Source organism: Pseudomonas sp. GW821-FHT03E01 (genome assembly GCF_059420765.1).
In genome coordinates this window covers 144,577-161,599 of the sequence record NZ_JBWKUI010000006.1, presented here as the reverse complement: position 1 = coordinate 161,599, position 17,023 = coordinate 144,577, and the positions used below count along the sequence as shown (strand labels likewise).

Below are 17,023 nucleotides of genomic sequence, written 5' to 3'. Positions count from 1 at the left end.
GGGGTGTTATTGGTTGGGTATGGAGCGGATGTTACGCCGGAGATTTTTTATGAGAACTTCATTGACGTGATGGTGACTATCGACGTCAACAATGGTTGAAACGTGGTGGGCAACCCCAGCCAATCTGGCGGTGCTGGGAGTGATGCTCTATGCCGCTACAGCCAGGCTGACAACGGTGGTCAGCGGTGTAAAGAACCACTTACTTCAGCGTGAATGTTGCTTTGAGCGGCATGACTACCTTGCGCAAGTTGTCTTTGAGGGTGATTTCCAGCGTCCAGACGCCTACGGGATCGTCAGGCTCACCGATGAAACCGATCACGGGGGCGGCGAGATACATGTTGTTCGGATCCCCTTTAAGACGCCCTTGAAAACAAACGGCATCTCGCTGATTGATTGATTCTGTACCGTTCGGCCTTGTGGCTTTCAAATCGCACGTGATGTTGGCTTCGTGATTGGCATTGAGCTTCGGGTTTGCAAAAAACGTAAGCGCGAAGATCCTTTCACCTCGGCTGACTATTTGGGCTTCGGTAAATACTGGAGTGGTTTCGGCCGGCGTATTCCACTTTTTCTCCCAGTCGGGATCGGAAGTGATTAACAGCGAGCCACCAAACTCTCCGATGGTTCGTCTTGATTCAGTGTCCGGGATTGGATTGCCGTTTGAATCCTTCCAGTAGCCGGCCTGTGCACTTGTCCATGAAAGAGAAATCACGATGAAAGCGGTGAGCAATCGACGGTTCATGAACGACTCACTCTCAATAGACGATGGAAATGGCGTAATGCCTATGTGAAATGCCTTGCTCCGCTTGAGTGTAGCGGCAGAAAACGCGCTTACACGAACAGGTCATAGGACAGTTTGCCGATCAGGATCAGCAGCAACACCAGGAACAGCGCCCGGACAAAGGGCACGCCTTTATGTACCGCCAGCCAGGTGCCGGTCAGTGCGCCGAGGATGTTGAATGCAGCCATGGGGATGGCGATCAGGTAGAGCACGTTCCCCGTCGGAATGAAGAACATCAGCGCTGCTACGTTGGTCGCGATGTTCACCAGCTTGGCCGACGCCGAGGCATGCAGGAAGTCGAAGGCGAAGCAGCGGATAAACAGGAAGATCAGGAAGCTGCCAGTGCCGGGCCCGAACAGTCCGTCGTAGAAACCGATGGCGCCGCCGATGACGATCGCCAGCAGTTTTTCCTTGGTGCCGATGTGCATGGGCTTGTGCAGGGCACCGAAGTCCTTTTTCCAGAAGGTGTAGATCGCCATCAGCACGATCAACACCAGCACCGCCGGCCGGATCACCGACTGGGGCACGAACGACACCGTCGCCGCTCCGAAGAAGGACATGACAAACGCCGCGCAGGCGGCGGGGATCACCAGACTCCAGTTGATCACCACCTTGCGCACGAAGGATCGGGCCGCGAATGCAGTGCCGCAGGCTGCCGCAACCTTGTTGGTGGCCAGCAGCGCCGCCGGTTGTGCCGTGGGTAGCACGTTGAACAGCGCGGGTATCTGGATCAGTCCACCGCCGCCCACCGCCGCATCGATCAGGCCGGCAGAGAAGGCGAATACGCAAAGGATGACAATATCGATCATGGAATCAGGCTCTGACGGTGAAAGATGGGTGAGAGTCCGGGGTTGAACGGAAGGTTAACCAAAGCGCTTTTTTTGTGTTGCAATGCCACGTTGTGAAAAGTGCAACGAGGTGGCGCATGGCATTGGATATGTTGGGGGAACTTGAAGCCTTCGCGACGGTGGCTCGCAAGCGCAGCTTCGTCGCGGCAGCACGAACTCTGGGGCGCTCTCCCAGCGCGCTGACCCGCGCAGTTCAGGCCTTGGAGGAAAGTGTCGGAGTCAAGTTGTTCAATCGCTCCTCCAATGCCGTGAGCTTGACCGAGGCGGGTGAGCGCTTGTTGCCTCACGCTTACAAAATGCTGGATCTGCAACGTGAGGCGGATGAAGACCTGGCCGGCATCAGTGGCCAGGCCTACGGCTGGGTCCGCTTTTCCGCCCCCGAGTTTCTCGGGCACGGGGTATTGCCCCGGCTGATCGCGCAGTACGCCGAGCGTTATCCGGACGTGAACGTCGATGGGATTTTCACCGATGAAACCATCGACCCGGCCAAGAGCAAACTGGACTTCTCGATTCGCGGCGGGTATCCGCAATCCAGTGACCTGATCGGCTTTCCACTCTGGAGTTATTCACGTTATCTGTACGCCAGCCCCGAGTATCTGGAGCGGCACGGGATGCCCGACTCCATCGAGGCGCTGGAGGCGCACTCGCTGATCCTGCACACGGCGCCGCGGATTCTCAAAGAGTGGAATTTTCGCAGTGAGGCGCAGGCCATCAGCGTTCGGGCTCATCCCAAATTTCGCTTCAACTCCGGTTCGGCGGTGTTCCAGGCGGCCCTGGCAGGCCTCGGTATTGCCCGCCTGGCGGACTGGCTGGCAGAGCCCGAAGTGCAAGCGGGGCGCCTGCTGCGGGTCTGTCCCGAGTACAAACTCACCTCCAGCAGTGGTGAGAGCCCGCAGATGCACGCGGTGTACCCGGCCGGGAATCTGCCGCAGCGGGTGAAGTCGTTGCTGGAGATGATCCGTGGTTTTGGTGAAAGTCTTGATCGAAAGCATGCAGTAACGCTCCAGGGGGCCTGACGCATCACGAATCGCGGACATAAAAAAGCGGGCGCCACTCGGCTGCCCGCTTTCATTTCACTTCACCGCTTGCGCCCGCAAGCGCCAAACGACCGGTTTCAGCGCTTGATCCGGGAAATCTTGGTTCCTTCGATGCTGACCCCAGCCATTAATCCCTGCTGGTCGAAAATGAACGCGTAAGCATCGTCCTTCAGCGTGGAGCTGGACAGATTCTTCGCCACCCCTTCATCAACCACAACAACAGTGGGGCCTACGCCAATTTCCCAACCCTTGGTTTCACGTAAATAGTTCACGGCTTTATCGGTCATCAGGAACACCACATAGCCATATGACTGGGCGCCTGCCTGCAACCCCCAGGACCCGGTTACGGAGTTGTAATAGTCCTCGACTTTCTTACCCATCAACAATTCGCCTTCGCCATAGCTGCCGCCAAACACCAGGCCCGCCTTGATGATTTTCGGGAAGACAAGAATCGCTTTAGCGTCGTGTGAGATTTTTTCGGCAACTGGTCTGGCCTTGTAGAGCGTTTGCAACGCTTGCCGAGAGTCGACATTCAGATCCTCGGCGGTTGCCGCACCAGCAGTGTTCAGGAAACTTGCCGATGCCAGTGAGGCTGTCGCAAGGACGATCGATAGGAAGAACCGCATTGACTGAGTCATGTTAGTACTCCGATACGGGAGCATTGGATGTGAGCAGCAGTCAGCACCTGCCCTCGGCAGAATCCGGGCCTGCTGAAATTATCCGGCGCACCCTAAAGTGTGTGAGCTACTGGCGTCGCCCTTGAATGAAGCAGGCCAGAGGCCTGTGATCAGTAGCGATGCCATCACTGGTTTCGACCTCTGCGTGTTGGCCGGGTTCGAAAAAAACAAAACGGGTGCCTGACAAGGCGCTGGCATCATTCAAGTACTGACAAACCGAGTACACACCTTGCCAGCAGGGTGAAATGATTTGAATCCAATGCGCTCCTTGTAGAGAATCGCCGTCTTTGCCTCGAAAGGATGCGGGCGATGAAGTTCGAAGGGACTTTCCAATACATGGGCATTCACGGGATCGTCTTCAACGTCTCGCAGATCACCCTCAACGACAGCGAACGTGGGCGCCTGCGCGAGTTGCATTTTGGCGAGGCGAAAAGCGCCCATTATGAGGTCAACAGCAAGGTCGTCGAGCTGTACGACAAGATGCAGGCCAAGAGCTTGCCGTGCGTGATGATGATCGGTATCTCCAAGCCGCTGACCCGGCAACAGGGCGACGCCCTCAATGCCCAGCGCACCACCATCGCCAACCTTGCAGCCACTGCCTTCACTGCCGCCACCAAAGCCGTGGCCCCCTCTTACGTGGCAATACCTGTAGGCGCCGGTGTGCGCACGTATGCCAATGAAATCCTACCCACCTACCATGCGGGCGACGTACTGGTCAGCATTGAGGCGCAGGTCAACGGCGGTATCGGCCCGCAACGCACCCTTTCGACATTGATCATCAAGACCTGACTGGAGACGTACATGTCCGTAATTACTCAATTGGTCATTGCCTTGGTGTTGTCCTTTCTGCTTGATCAATTCCTCAAACCGTATCTGCTACGCAAGTGGCTAGGAGTGGTGTTGGTGGCGGCGGGTGCGATTGGCTGCGTTGTGGCAGGTCAGATCCGCTTGTTGGGGTTTGATCTGGGGTTGCTGTCGGTTTTTGCCGTGGCGATAGGGATGGGATTGTTCATGAAGCGGCGGCGGTTCGAGCAGATTGACTGAAGGGATGTAGGGATTTATCGCTACCAGGGATTAGTCCTATCGCTATGCAGGAGCTGTACAACATCGCGATAAAGCGTTCACGCCATATCAAAAAAAAACGGGCGCCGGTCAGCGCCCGTTTTCATTTACTCCGCCGTCTGCGCCCGCAAGCGTCGGCCAATCACATCCATCAAGTCATAGCCGTAGGACTCGTATGTAAAGCTGGCGTGATTCACTCATCCGTCGATCGTTCGCTTTCGGCCTAGCCCGGAAGCAGCCATTACACATCCAAATCCACAAAACAGGACCGCGTTATTCCCAGTCCCCTAGCGTAGAATTTCCAAAACACCAGCCCCCACCCGAGACGGACCCTCAATGCAAACCCCAGCCAAACCCCAACACCCCCTCTGGCAAACCTACCTCCTGTTCCTCGCCCCCATGGTCCTCTCCAACTTCCTCCAGGCCATGTCCGGCACCGTCAACAGCATCTACATTGGCCAATTGCTCGGCACCCAGGCGTTAGCGGCGGTGTCCGGCATGTTCCCCGTGGTGTTCTTCTTCATCGCCCTGGTTATCGGCCTCGGTGCGGGCGCTGGGGTGTTGATCGGTCAGGCCTGGGGCGCCCGTGAGCCGCATCTGGTGAAGGCTATCGCCGGTTCGACGCTGCTGTTGGGGGCGATGATCGGGTTGGTGGCGGCGGTGTTGGGCAGTGTGTTTGCCCGGCCGGCGTTGCAGGGGTTGGGCACGCCGGGGGATGTGCTGGACGATGCGGTGGCGTATGCCCATGTGATGATGTGGATTTTGCCGTCGCTGTTGGTGTTTGTGTTGTTCACGCAGTTGCTGCGTGGGGTGAGCGATACGCTGTCGCCGTTGTTGGCGTTGGTGGTGTCGACGTGTGTCGGGCTGGCGCTGACGCCGGCGTTGATTCTCGGGTGGTTGGGGCTCCCGCCGATGGGGATTCAGAGTGCGGCGTGGGCGGGGTTGGTGGGTAACCTGTCGGCGATGGGGTGGCTGGCGTGGCGGTTGATTCGCAAGGGGCATCCGTTGGCGCCGGATCGGGAGATGTTTGCGGCGATGCGGCTCGACAGGGTCATCCTCGGCAAGGTGTTGCGCATCGGGCTGCCGACCGGGTTGCAGATGGTGGTGCTGTCGTTGTCGGAGCTGGTGATTCTGGCGCTGGTGAACCAGCACGGGTCCCAGGCGACGGCGGCGTACGGGGCGGTGACGCAGATCGTCAACTACGTGCAGTTCCCGGCGCTGTCGATTGCGATCACGGCGTCGATCCTTGGCGCGCAGGCGATCGGGGCAGGGCGCCTTGAGCGCATGGGGGAGATTTTGCGCACCGGGTTGTTGATCAACGTGTGCCTGACCGGCGGCCTGGTGCTGTTGGGTTATCTGCTGTCGCACTGGTTGCTGGGGTTGTTTCTTACGGATGATTCCACCCGGGCAATGGCCGAGCACTTGTTGCACATCATGCTCTGGAGCCTGTTGGTATTTGGTTTTCAGGCGATTGTCGGCGGCATCATGCGCGCCAGCGGCACGGTATTGGTGCCGGTAGCGGTGTCGATCGTTTGCGTGGTCGGGGTGCAGTTGCCGGTGGCGTATCTGCTGGATACGCGCTTCGGGCTGCCAGGGGTGTGGATGGCGTTTCCGGTGGCGTATCTGGGCATGCTGATGCTGCAGACGCTGTACTACAAAATGGTCTGGCAGCATCAGAAGATCGAGCGGTTGGTCTAGGGGGCGTACTCCATTAGTTTCCCCGCCGCGTTGTCGCCTTAAAGCGAGCCAGGCAAGGCGCAGGCTGCTGGGAATGGTTGTTCCCTTTCCAAGGCCTGCAACGCAGGCTGGCTCGCTTTAAGGCACAACCCGAAGGGCCGGGAAACTAATGGAGAACGCCCCCTAGGCCCTCGACGGTCCCTCAACTATTGCTCTTGAGCCAGGTTTCGAAGCGCGTCGGCCCGACGATGGGGTGCTCTCCCGGCGTCAGCGAGTGGTCATCGATCGGCGCGCCGAAGTAGGGGACCGTGTCGTCCGGTTGGGCCTGGCGCGGGTCGTTGGTATGTTGCAAAAACAAGCGCACGAACTCCACCAGCGGCCAGCGCTCAGGCCCGGCCACTTCCAGGGTGTTATTGCTCGGCGCTTGCACCGCGACTTTCGCCAGCGCCATCGCGACATCGGTTGCGGCAATCGGCTGCAACGCGGCGGAGGTCAAGCGCACGGTGTCGCCTTCCTGTACGCCCGAGTGGGAAATGGCCCCGATGAACTCGAAGAACTGCGTGGCCCGCAGGATTGTGTAAGGAATGCCTGAGTCCTTGATGAGTTGTTCCTGGGCCATTTTTGCCCGGAAATAGCCGCTGTCGAGCATGCGCTCGGTGCCTACCACGGACAGCGCGACATGGTGTTTGACCCCGGCGGCCTTCTCGGCGGCGAGCAGGTTGCGCCCGGAGGTTTCGAAGAACTCGAGCACGGCAGCATCTTCGAAGGAGGGCGAGTTGGCCACGTCGACCACCACATCGGCGCCTTGCAAGGCGTTTTGCAAGCCCTCGCCGGTGAGGGCGTTGACGCCGGTGCTCGGTGATGCGGCCAGGGTTTCATGCCCCAGGTCTTGCAGGTTTTTGCAGAGCTGCCTGCCGATCAGCCCGGTACCGCCAATCACGACGATTTTCATGACGAGTCTCCCGATGCGTGCGCAGTGGGGGGCGAGGTGTCAGCCCCGCTTGGACGTCGTATTTCTGGTCGGAGTGGGGGGCTGGCTTGGAATCCTGCAACCATTAAAGACCCGGAATGTCCTCAATGGCGCAAAGATTGGAAACTAGTCCGATAGATGGTCGGGGCCGGCCCATCCGGTGCAAAACCCATTATTGCTTCTGCTGATTTTCCGCCACAGCAGCTTTGGACTTGGAGAACCGATAGAACAGGTTGGGCTCGCTCACAATGTACAGCTCGCCGGAGGTGTCCATGGTCATGCCTTCGGCTTGCGGTATGGTTTTTTTCAGGTCATTCAGGCCGAGCAGGGAGCGGAAGCTGACGAAGTTGCCGTCCTGGTCCAGTTCGGTCACGTTGCTGGATTGCTCGCTCAATAACAGCAAGTGACCGGTCCGCGGATCGTAGTAACCCTCGGAAAGATCCAGGCCGAAGACGCTACGGTCGATCCAGTGGGTCAAGTCCTGGATGTGCACCTGCAACGGGCTGCCGATGGACGCCAGCATGCCCGTGACCGTAAACAGCTGCCGCGGATCGCGTTCCTTGATCGCGAAGATACGGTCATTGGCCGCATCATAGGTCACGCCTTCAAAGCCCTTGTTGTGTTCGCTCAGGTTGATCTCGATGGCAACGAACGGGGCGTTCTCGACATGGATCGGGCCAGGGCTGTCCGGCAAGGTGATGACGTACAGTCGCTGCAACTGTTCATCGGCGATCACTACGCGTCCGTTACCCAGGTAAGCAAGGCCTTCGGTGTCCTGGAAGCCGATCAGCGGGTAACGTTCAAGCAGATCGCCGTTGCGGTTCATGGCCACAATCTGCATGGGCCCACCATTGGTGATGCCCAGCAGTCGATCATGGTCCGGGTCATAGGCGATGCCGGACAGATTGGTGATGTCCGCGACAGGCTTGGCCTGGATCACGGCTTTATAGTCCGGCAGCCAGATATTTTTATCGGACGCCTGATTACCATGCCAAAGAGTTTTCCAGTACGCATACAGCTGCTGGTGAACCATGAAATGTGCAGAAACCACGTAGGCGCCAAGCAATACAACAATGAACAATATCCCCAGCTTCCCTCTCTTGCTCATGACTTGTCCTTGTCCCAGCTGAAGCGATAGACCTTTTTGGGTTGTCCGGGCTGGCATTGGCCGTTATCGGCATCGGCGCCGACGATCGACCATTGCGCGCGAGACGTTTCGCCGAGCTCATGAGCGGCCTCGGGATTGAAACACTTGCTCAGCACTTCGTCCGGGACCAGGGCGTAGGCATCACGGTGTTCGCGTAGCCATTGCGCCGCTTGTTCGACCGAGGAACTGCTCATCCCGAAATGCACGATCGGCTGCCGGGCGAATAACCAGTGGCCCTCGCGCCAGTCGACCAGCACCAGCTCGGCACCGTGGGTCATGGTCGCCGCCTGCGCCATGATCGCTTCGTGGGGGTTCGGACCTTCCTTGATCGGCTCGATGAACCCGCGGGCGAACCACAGAACGAACCAGCTCACCACCAGCGCCTGGAATACCCGCATACCGCGCGGACGTTTTCCGAACCAGCGCTTGAGCAGCCAGGGAATCAGCGGCGCCGCCACCAGCACCAGACCGGGCAACGCCGGATAGATGTACAACTTGCGCTTGCCGGTGCTCAGGCAGAAAAACAGCACCACCAGCACGACCCAGCTCAACAGCACCAGCACTCGACCGTCGTGCTTGCGCAGTTGCTTGCGCCAGGCCGGAACCAGCCACGGCAGGGCCAGCACCAGCGGCAGCCAGTATTGCGGGATCACGTTGACGAAGAAGTACCAGAACGGTTCGCGATGGTCCCACGCGGCGGCATAGCGTCCCGCTGTCTGGCGCAGCAGGATTTCTCGCGCATAGGCGACTTCTTCCGCGGTGCCATTGAGCACAATGGACAGTGCCAGAGGCAGCAGCCAGATCGCGATAGCCCCGAGCGCCACCAGAAAGCCCAGGAACCATTTGCGCTTCTGGCCGGGCATGGCCACCACGCCGGACCAGTTTTTGCGCACCGCGTAGGCATACGGAATCAGCATCAAGGCCGGGACGAAGCCGACCCCTTTGGTGATTATGCCAATGCCCATGGCGGCGCAGCCCACGTAAAACCAGCGCCAGGCTGGCCCGAGCAGCAGGTGCCGCGCCAGTCCGTACAGGCCCAGGGAGGTGAACAGAATCAACAGGCTGTCGATCTGGCCGGTACGCAGGATGCTGTAAGTCTGATAGGTGGCCAGGTACAACAGCGCGGCTATTCGACCGATGCGCTGATTCCACAGCCGGCGGCCCAGGTCGTAGACCACGGCCGTGACCGTCGCCGCCGACAACATCCCCGGAATATAAAGGGCGAGGGCGGGCAGGCCGGTGAGCCACGCGAAGAACGCCACCATCCACATGAAGACCGGCGGTTTATCGCCGTAGATCTCCGCAGCGCGGTGAGGGATGAACCATGACCCGTTGTGCAGCATCTCCAGCGCTACGCCGAGGAAACGTTCCTCGTCGACGTTTTGCGGTTGACGCAGCCCCAGGCCAGCGCCGATCAACAGCAAGGCAAGCAGCACCAGGCCCAGGCATTCGATGCTGGGCGACAGGGTTTTACGCATGGCTCAGTCCTTCAGGTGTTTGGTGCGGGCAATCAATTGCAAATTGCGCAGATAGACGATGGAACCAAAGGCCTGGCCAGCGATGAACACCGGGTCTGCCCGGTAAATGGCATAAGCGAGCAGCAGGGCGCTGCCGACAATGCTCAGGTACCAGAAACTCACCGGGATCACGCTGCGTTTTTTGTACTCGCTATACAGCCACTGCAGGATGAAGCGACCGGTAAAGGCGATCTGGCCAGCGAAGCCGACCACCAGCCACAGGGTTTCGCGGGAGAGGTTCATCCTTCGATCTCCTGCGCGTTGGTGTTCAACCGCGTGCGCTTGATCAGCCACCACACACCGAACAGGTCAAGAATACCCACCAGGGCGCGGTCGATGTTGCCGTATTTGGACACGCCCGCGGTGCGGGGCCGGTGGTTGACCGGGTGGACGATCATTCGGCCGTTGTGACGCTGGATCAGCGCGGGAATGTACCGATGCATGTGGTCGAAGTACGGCAGGCGCAGAAACGCCGCGCGTTCGATCAGCTTCAGCCCGCAGCCGGTGTCCGGGGTATCGTCATTGAGCAGGCGGCGACGCAGCCCGTTGGCAAAACGCGAAGCCCAGCGTTTGCTTGCGGTATCGCGGCGGTTGACCCGGTGCCCGGCTACCAGCTGAACGTCGACCAGACCCTTTTCACCGCGCACCAGCGCCAACATCCCGGGGATGTCCGCGGGGTCGTTTTGACCGTCGCCATCAAGCGTGGCCAGCCATTGCCCCCGGGCGGCGATTGCCGCGTGGTAGAGGGAGGTGCTTTGCCCCAGCGAGCGCTCATGGCGCAGGATGCGCAACGCGTCCAGGCCATTGTTTTTCAGCTGCCGCAGCTCATGCAGGGTGGAGTCGGTGCTGCCATCGTCCACCACAATGATTTCGTAGGCCTCACCGTTCAATGCGGCGTGGACTTCCTCAAGTAACGGCTTGAGGTTGTTTGCTTCATTCTTTGCTGGAATCAATACAGATACAAAAATGTCTTGGCTCATAGAGTCCTCTCCCTTGCTCCCTGGTCTATTTTTATCAAGGGCTAACGTTTTATATCTGATAGAAGTGGCGATACCACTTCACAAATTCCGCTACGCCAGTTTCAACCGCCACTTGAGGGCGGAAATCGACCCACTCGGCCAGCGCCGAAATGTCGGCCCAGGTCTTGATCACATCGCCTGCCTGTAGTGGCATGAAGTTGCGTTGGGCCTTGATGCCCAGCGCCGATTCCAGGCAGTCGACAAACTCCAGCAGTGGCACGGGTTGGCCACGGCCGATGTTGAAAATCCGGTTTACGCCAGCGCCCGGCTCGTTCGGCACCGGTGGCTTGGAGCGCAGGCGGGCGACGCTTTCAACGATGTCGTCGACATAGGTGAAATCGCGCGACATCTGGCCATGGTTATAGATGTCGATCGGCAAGCCTTTCAGGATCGCCTCGGTAAACTTGAACAGCGCCATGTCGGGGCGCCCCCAAGGTCCGTAAACGGTGAAAAAGCGCAGGCCGCTGGCCTTCAGGCCATAAAGGTGGCAATAGCTGTGCGCCAGCAGTTCATTGGCGCGTTTGCTGGCGGCGTACAGCGAAATGGGGTGATCGACGGCGTCTTCGACACAGAACGGCATTTTGCTGTTGGTGCCATACACCGAGCTGCTCGAGGCATAGATCAAATGCGCGGGGCGATGGTGCCGGCAAGCTTCCAGCACATTCAGAAAGCCCACCAGATTGGACTGCGCATAGACATCCGGGTTGTCCAGTGAATAGCGAACACCCGCCTGGGCGGCCAGGTGCACAACCTCGGTGAAAGCATGTTCTTTGAACAAGGCCATCAAGGCCGGTTTGTCGACGATGTCCAAGGCCTGGAAACGAAAGCCCGGCAAGGATTCAAGCTCTTTGAGCCGTGCGTGTTTGAGTTCTACGCTGTAATAGTCGTTGAGATTGTCGATACCGACGACTTCAAGGCCTTCTTGACACAAACGCTTGACGGTGTGATACCCAATAAAACCGGCGGCGCCAGTAACCAGAACCGTCATGAGGCCTGCGCCTGTGAGTGACTGATTCCGATTCTGCGCAAAGGGCGCTTTTGCATCACAATCCCCTGTAAGTACTCGCTGATCAGTATATTTTTTGGGCTTTTTGCCACCATTGGCTCCATGCCTTGCTCCATTGTATTGGTAAAGTTCTGTGCAGTGCACATCATGAGCCGCAGAAATGGCAGCCGTATACCCTGCCAGTTGGATTGTAAAAAAAACGTTAAGTAATTACTTCGTTTTTCTGACCACCTGCTTAAAGGCGTGCTGGTGTGAGGGTGCTCACAACGCGGCGCCTAGCATTTGCAGGTAGTTGGGGCTCTCGGAGATCGAGTTGTGGCCCGTGTCCGGTATGACCTGCAGCGAGGCCACGCCTTTGGCGAAATGGGTGTAGAGCCGGTCTGTGCTTGCGCGCGGTATGACTTCGTCGTGCTCGGCCGCAACCAACAGCGTCGGGACGGTGATGTGAGCGGCGTATTTCCAGGATTCGAACTTGTCCTGCAACAGCCATTTCACCGGGAACCAGGGAAACTGGCGGGCGGCGAGGTCTTCAAGGCTGTTGTAGGGCGTGATCAGGATCAGCCGCGACGCCGGGCGCTGGCTGGCCAGGCGCACGGCAACGCCTGAACCCAGGCTGCGTCCGATCACTGCAATATCGGGATGGCTGTTGTAGACATAGTCGAACAAGGCCATGGCGTCACGCTGAATCGCCTCCTCGGACGGCGACCCGGTACTGCCACCGTAGCCTCGGTAATGCAGCAAGTAGATCGCATGATCCGCAAACGCTTGCGAAAACCCGGGCAGGCTGCGGGAAACGTCCTCGGCATTGCCACCAAAGTAGATCAACGCCTTCGGCCCGTCGTGCGGCCTGACGGTCACCAGCACCTGCGCGTCGGCGACTGACAAGGTAAGAAGCGATTCGGGTGTGTCGATGGCGCGAGGTTGCGGGTAGTAGATGAGGGCCCGTTGAAACACGAACAGCGCGACGCAGAGCAGCAGGTATGCAACGGCAATGAAAGCGAAGAGAGACACCAGGGTTCGCGACATTCGGCTAAGTTTAGTGGACGGCATGGACTGCTTCGGGCCTTGAGACAGCTATTGCTGGAGCGTCGCCAGAGTGTAGTCCAGCAATTTCAGCTGTGCAGAAGCGCCGCCCAATGCCCGTGTGGGTGCGAGCACCTGTGGCGAGGGGGCTCGCCCCCGTTGGGTCGCGAAGCGGCCCCAAAACCTGCAATCGCGGTACACCACATGCAATGGTTTACGACTGCTGTGCAGCCGAACGGGGGCAAGCCCCCTCGCCACACGGAGGCAAGAACATGCTGACCCGAGCCATTCCTTCCAGCAACGAGCCGTTGCCCATCGTCGGCCTGGGTACTTATCGCGGTTTTGATGTCACGCCAGCCGACGCTGCTTACAAGCAACTGCAGGCGGTGCTCAGCGCGTTGTTCGAGAAGGGTGGAAAGGTGATCGACAGTTCGCCCATGTACGGTCGCGCCGAGCAGACCACCGGTGAGCTGCTGTCGATCCATCGCCCTCGCTCGCCGGCCTTCCTGGCCACCAAGGTCTGGACCCGTGGCCGCGAAGAAGGCATCGCGCAGATGGAGCAGTCGTTCAAACTGTTGCAGACCGACCGGATCGACCTGATGCAGATTCACAACCTGCTGGACTGGAAAACCCATTTGCCGACCTTGCGTCAATGGAAGGCAGAAGGGCGCATCCGCTACATCGGCATCAGCCATTACACGGCGTCGGCCTACGACGAAGTGGAGGCGGTGTTGAAAGGCGAGCCGATGGATTTTTTGCAGATCAACTATGCCCTGGACGACCGCGCTGTCGAAAAGCGAATCCTGCCGCTGTGTCGTGAGCGCGGTGTGGCGGTGATCTGCAATCGGCCCTTCGGTGGCGGCGGCCTGATCGCTCGATTGAAAGGCAAACCGCTACCGGGATGGGCTGCGCAAGTGGGGATCAACAGCTGGGCGCAACTGGCGCTCAAGTTCCTGCTGGCTCATCCGGCGGTGACCTGCGTCATCCCCGGCACCGGCAACCCGCGCTACATGGCGGAAAACGCCGGTGCAGGTTTCGGCCCGATGCTCACGGATGCACAGCGCCAGCAATTGATTGCGCTGGTGGGGTGACGGCTACCTTGTAGCAGCTGCCGAGCAGCGCGAGGCTGCGTTCGGCTGCGCAGCAGTCGTGAGTCCGACTGACGCGGTCTGCCTGATGCACCGCAAGCTCTGGTTTGACGACGGCTTCGCCGCCGAACGCAGCCTCGCAGGCTCGACAGCTGCTACCAGCGAACGCAGCCGCTGCTCGGCAGCTGCTACAGGCTTACGGCGGCTGGCATTACTTGCGCCATCTCCAGCGGAATTTCCAGGGTAAAAATCGCTCCCTGGCCGGGTCCATCGCTATGGACGCGAAGGTGCCCGTTCATTTCCACCGCCGCGAGTGCGCAACTGTGCAGGCCAAAACCATGACCTTCCTTGCGCGTGGTAAAGCCGTGATTGAAGATGCGGGCCATGTTCTCGGCGGCAATCCCTTCGCCCTGATCCTCTACGCTGAAGCGCAGCGTTGCGTTATCGATAATCCTGACGCCCAGCGTCATACGGCGCTGATGATCGCTGACCCTGGACATCGCATATTTGGCATTGCTGATCAGGTTGATCAGGATCAACAACAGTCGGTGTTTGTCGCCGATGATGGTCGGTGTGGCCTGGTAGTCTTTGATGACCGTGACATGGTGCCGGCTCAAGGCGCCGGAATTCATGCGTAACGCATCTTCGAACAGATCGACGACATTCAACGGCTCGACCAGCCGGGCGGCGCCGGCATAGGCCTGTTGGGTGGCGACGATATCCTTGATGTGATCGATGCTCTTGGTGAGTTGCGCCAGCTCGTCAACGATGCTCGATTGCTCGGTCGCGATGGAATCGACCAGTTGATTGAAGTAAAGGGGCAGCAGTTTGCCTTTTTCATCGTGCGTCATGAACTGCCCCAGGTCTTCGGCATGTTCATTGATCATTTTTACCGCTTTGCCCAGGCCGAGGGTTTTGCTGGTCGACAATTTGCGGGTGATCAATTCCGCGGAGACGTTAACGCTATTCAACACATTACCGACGTTGTGCAGCACGTTGGTCGCGATCTCTGCCATACCGGCCATCCGCGCGGCGTCGATCAGTTCGCGCTCGGCTTCCAACAGTTCATGGGTGCGTTCCTCGACGCGTTGCTCCAGCCGCTCGTTCGCTGTCTGCAATTGGTTGTTCATCTTATTGATCAGCGCATAACTGCGAATCAGACGGGCGGCCAGGTACAGCAGCAGTAGCGCCATGATGCCGGCGCAGATCCCCAGGTAAAGGTGGTATTGGCGATCTGTCGCGGCTGTGCGCCGTTGTGTCTCGTTCAATAACTCGTTGATGCTGTCCAGTTGCTGTGCGACCGGAATGACACTGATGCGATCAACCAGGTCATTGACGATGGGCTGCTCTCGCACAATGGCATTCACAGCGTCTACAAGTGCAGTGAAAGTCGGGCGCCGTTCAGGCGGCAGTTGATTGATGTACTCATTCAGATATTCCAGATGCCCGGAGATTTCTTCGGCCCGTTCGCTGCTGACATAGAGGGCGTATTCAAGGGTGTCCAAGGTAAGATCGAACACCACTGACGCCGCCCGAGCATCCACCGACGAGAGTTTGTAGTTGGAATCTTCCTGCAACACCCGAATGGCATCTTCCAGCGTAGGCAGGGCCTCGAATGCTGTTCGCAAGGCCGTGTTGTGCTGTTTGAATTGCTCAACCAACCGGGCTTTGTTTTCTACCGCCTCCAGATAGCCCTGGCGTCGGGTTTGCCAAAGGGTCGGGAGCGGGCCGACAGCGTTGAGGCTATCGAGCTGTTGCCAGCGCTCTTCCGCTTCAGGCGGCGCCACCAGCAACAGGTTGTTGTTCATGCCGATTTTGGCTCGCAGGAGCTTCACGTTCCAATTGGCATCGTATTGCTTGAGTTGACGCACGAAGTCGCGCGATTCGAAGTAGGTCGATGTGTCGTACGAGTAGGATTTGATCAGCAAAAATATCAGTACGCTGAAGAGGGTCAGTGCAATGGCTGCCAAGGCAGACCATTTGTAATGATTAGAAATCTGCATGGCGGCATTCCTCCCTGATACAGGCTGTCCTGAGAGAGAGAGGCTGCCAACGGTCAATTAATTCCATTTTTTGCGCTCCCTGCAGAATGACGAGGCATCGCCACGTCATCCGTAAGCCTAGCGTTGTTGGTGGACGGTGCCGGAAAAAACACCGAACGGCAGGGGCGAGCGTCAGGGGACGAGCACGATCGCCCCTTTGACCTGACCGGCCCGCAGGCTTGCCAGCGCCTGATTGGCATCGTCCAGGGCAAAACAGGTGACGTCGCTGTGCACGGGCGTATGACGCAGCTCTGCAAAAAACGCCGTGCCGTCTTCGCGGGTCAGGTTCGCCACCGAGCGGACGCTGCGTTCGCCCCACAACAGTCGATAGGGGAAGCTGGGGATGTCGCTCATGTGGATGCCGGCGCAAATCACACAACCGCCCTTGACTGTGGCTTCCAGCGCCAGTGGCACCAGTGCACCGACAGGGGCGAAGATCAGGCTGGCGTCGAGCAGGTGCGGTGGCGGCTGATCCGAAGGGCCTGCCCACACGGCGCCCAGCGTCCTGGCATAAGCCTGGCCCTCGCTGTCGCCCGGTCGAGTGAAGGCGTACACCTGCTGTCCTCGGCCCCGCGCCACCTGAATCGCCAGATGCGCTGCCGCGCCGAAGCCATAGAGGCCCAGGTGGCGTGCACCTTTGGCCATTTGCAGGGCGCGAAAGCCGATCAGCCCGGCACACAGCAGCGGTGCGGCTTCGGTGGCCGAGAGCGTGTCCGGGAGGGGGAAACAGAAGTGGGCATCGGCAACCGTGTAGTCGGCATAACCGCCATCCCGATGACAGCCGGTGAACTGCGCCCGGTCGCAGAGGTTTTCCCGGCCCGAGCAGCAAAACGTGCACTCACCGCACGTCCAGCCAAGCCAGGGAACGCCGACGCGCTTGCCGACCCAGTCGGGCGAAACGTCGCCACCCACCGCTGTCACTTCACCGACGATTTCATGGCCCGGCACCCGCGGCAGCACTGCTTGCGGCAGTTCACCGTCCACTAAATGCAGGTCGGTGCGGCACACGCCACAGGCCAACACCTTGATCAACAGTTGCTGCGCGCCGGGCTGCGGCACGGGACGTTCTTCCCGTTGCAGCGGCTGGCCGGGGGCATGCAGAACCATGGCGCGCATGACGATTCTCCAAAAG

General features: G+C 59.1%; 17 protein-coding genes. 5 read left to right on the top strand and 12 right to left on the bottom strand.

The window, feature by feature from the left end; all coding sequences use genetic code 11:
- Window positions 1–199: 199 nt before the first annotated feature.
- A complete protein-coding gene (locus AC07VO_RS12140; protein WP_064616891.1) occupies window positions 200–739 on the bottom strand; it encodes a hypothetical protein in 540 nt (179 codons plus the stop codon).
- 89 nt (window positions 740–828) lie between these two features.
- Complete coding sequence (locus tag AC07VO_RS12135) at window positions 829–1,587, bottom strand: sulfite exporter TauE/SafE family protein (protein ID WP_495007519.1); 759 nt, start codon at window positions 1,585–1,587, stop codon at window positions 829–831.
- A gap of 116 nt (window positions 1,588–1,703) precedes the next feature.
- Here AC07VO_RS12135 and AC07VO_RS12130 point away from each other — a divergent pair, with 116 nt between their 5' ends.
- Window positions 1,704–2,642 carry a LysR family transcriptional regulator gene (locus AC07VO_RS12130; protein WP_192351389.1) on the top strand — a complete coding sequence of 313 codons (939 nt, stop codon included), beginning with the start codon at window positions 1,704–1,706 and terminating at the stop codon, window positions 2,640–2,642.
- 98 nt (window positions 2,643–2,740) lie between these two features.
- On the opposite strand, the gene AC07VO_RS12125 is transcribed toward AC07VO_RS12130, so the two are convergent.
- Complete coding sequence (locus AC07VO_RS12125) at window positions 2,741–3,301, bottom strand: lipid-binding SYLF domain-containing protein (protein ID WP_086945340.1); 561 nt, start codon at window positions 3,299–3,301, stop codon at window positions 2,741–2,743.
- 348 nt (window positions 3,302–3,649) lie between these two features.
- Between AC07VO_RS12125 and AC07VO_RS12120 the strand changes: the two genes are divergently transcribed.
- The 3 genes from AC07VO_RS12120 (at window position 3,650) to AC07VO_RS12110 (ending at window position 6,100) form a co-directional block, all read left to right on the top strand.
- Window positions 3,650–4,129, top strand: coding sequence for a hypothetical protein (locus AC07VO_RS12120; RefSeq protein WP_192351387.1), 480 nt, complete (start codon window positions 3,650–3,652; stop codon window positions 4,127–4,129).
- Window positions 4,130–4,141: 12 nt separating this feature from the next.
- Entirely contained in the window at window positions 4,142–4,384 is a 243-nt protein-coding gene (locus AC07VO_RS12115; protein ID WP_086945342.1) for a hypothetical protein, read from the top strand.
- 354 nt (window positions 4,385–4,738) lie between these two features.
- Window positions 4,739–6,100, top strand: a complete 1,362-nt coding sequence (locus AC07VO_RS12110; RefSeq protein WP_086945346.1) for an MATE family efflux transporter — start codon at window positions 4,739–4,741, stop codon at window positions 6,098–6,100.
- Between the two features lie 181 nt (window positions 6,101–6,281).
- Here the strand turns inward: AC07VO_RS12110 and AC07VO_RS12105 are convergent, their stop codons facing one another.
- The 7 genes from AC07VO_RS12105 to AC07VO_RS12075 form a co-directional block, all read right to left on the bottom strand.
- On the bottom strand, window positions 6,282–7,031 hold the full coding sequence (locus AC07VO_RS12105; RefSeq protein ID WP_086945347.1) for an SDR family oxidoreductase: 750 nt from the start codon (window positions 7,029–7,031) through the stop codon (window positions 6,282–6,284).
- A gap of 190 nt (window positions 7,032–7,221) precedes the next feature.
- Complete coding sequence (locus tag AC07VO_RS12100) at window positions 7,222–8,157, bottom strand: SdiA-regulated domain-containing protein (RefSeq protein WP_192351385.1); 936 nt, start codon at window positions 8,155–8,157, stop codon at window positions 7,222–7,224.
- Window positions 8,154–9,674, bottom strand: a complete 1,521-nt coding sequence (locus tag AC07VO_RS12095; RefSeq protein WP_064616901.1) for an ArnT family glycosyltransferase — start codon at window positions 9,672–9,674, stop codon at window positions 8,154–8,156. Before AC07VO_RS12095 ends, AC07VO_RS12100 begins: the two co-directional genes overlap by 4 nt.
- 3 nt (window positions 9,675–9,677) lie before the next feature.
- A complete protein-coding gene (locus AC07VO_RS12090; RefSeq protein WP_018928220.1) occupies window positions 9,678–9,956 on the bottom strand; it encodes a lipid-A-disaccharide synthase N-terminal domain-containing protein in 279 nt (92 codons plus the stop codon).
- Window positions 9,953–10,693 (bottom strand): glycosyltransferase family 2 protein, encoded by a 741-nt coding sequence (locus AC07VO_RS12085; RefSeq protein WP_018928219.1) that lies wholly within the window; start codon window positions 10,691–10,693, stop codon window positions 9,953–9,955. The genes AC07VO_RS12090 and AC07VO_RS12085 overlap by 4 nt, the downstream gene beginning before the upstream one ends.
- 49 nt (window positions 10,694–10,742) lie before the next feature.
- Window positions 10,743–11,720 (bottom strand): NAD-dependent epimerase, encoded by a 978-nt coding sequence (locus tag AC07VO_RS12080; protein WP_086945350.1) that lies wholly within the window; start codon window positions 11,718–11,720, stop codon window positions 10,743–10,745.
- A gap of 279 nt (window positions 11,721–11,999) precedes the next feature.
- On the bottom strand, window positions 12,000–12,788 hold the full coding sequence (locus AC07VO_RS12075; protein WP_086945351.1) for an alpha/beta hydrolase: 789 nt from the start codon (window positions 12,786–12,788) through the stop codon (window positions 12,000–12,002).
- Window positions 12,789–13,033: 245 nt separating this feature from the next.
- Between AC07VO_RS12075 and AC07VO_RS12070 the strand changes: the two genes are divergently transcribed.
- On the top strand, window positions 13,034–13,852 hold the full coding sequence (locus AC07VO_RS12070; protein WP_018928215.1) for an aldo/keto reductase: 819 nt from the start codon (window positions 13,034–13,036) through the stop codon (window positions 13,850–13,852).
- Window positions 13,853–14,037: 185 nt separating this feature from the next.
- Here the strand turns inward: AC07VO_RS12070 and AC07VO_RS12065 are convergent, their stop codons facing one another.
- Together AC07VO_RS12065 and AC07VO_RS12060 are read right to left on the bottom strand one after the other, a co-directional pair.
- Window positions 14,038–15,852: a DAHL domain-containing sensor histidine kinase gene (locus AC07VO_RS12065; RefSeq protein WP_192351381.1), complete on the bottom strand. Its 1,815-nt coding sequence runs from the start codon at window positions 15,850–15,852 to the stop codon at window positions 14,038–14,040.
- A gap of 171 nt (window positions 15,853–16,023) precedes the next feature.
- Entirely contained in the window at window positions 16,024–17,007 is a 984-nt protein-coding gene (locus AC07VO_RS12060) for a zinc-dependent alcohol dehydrogenase family protein (protein WP_192351380.1), read from the bottom strand.
- Window positions 17,008–17,023: the final 16 nt, after the last annotated feature.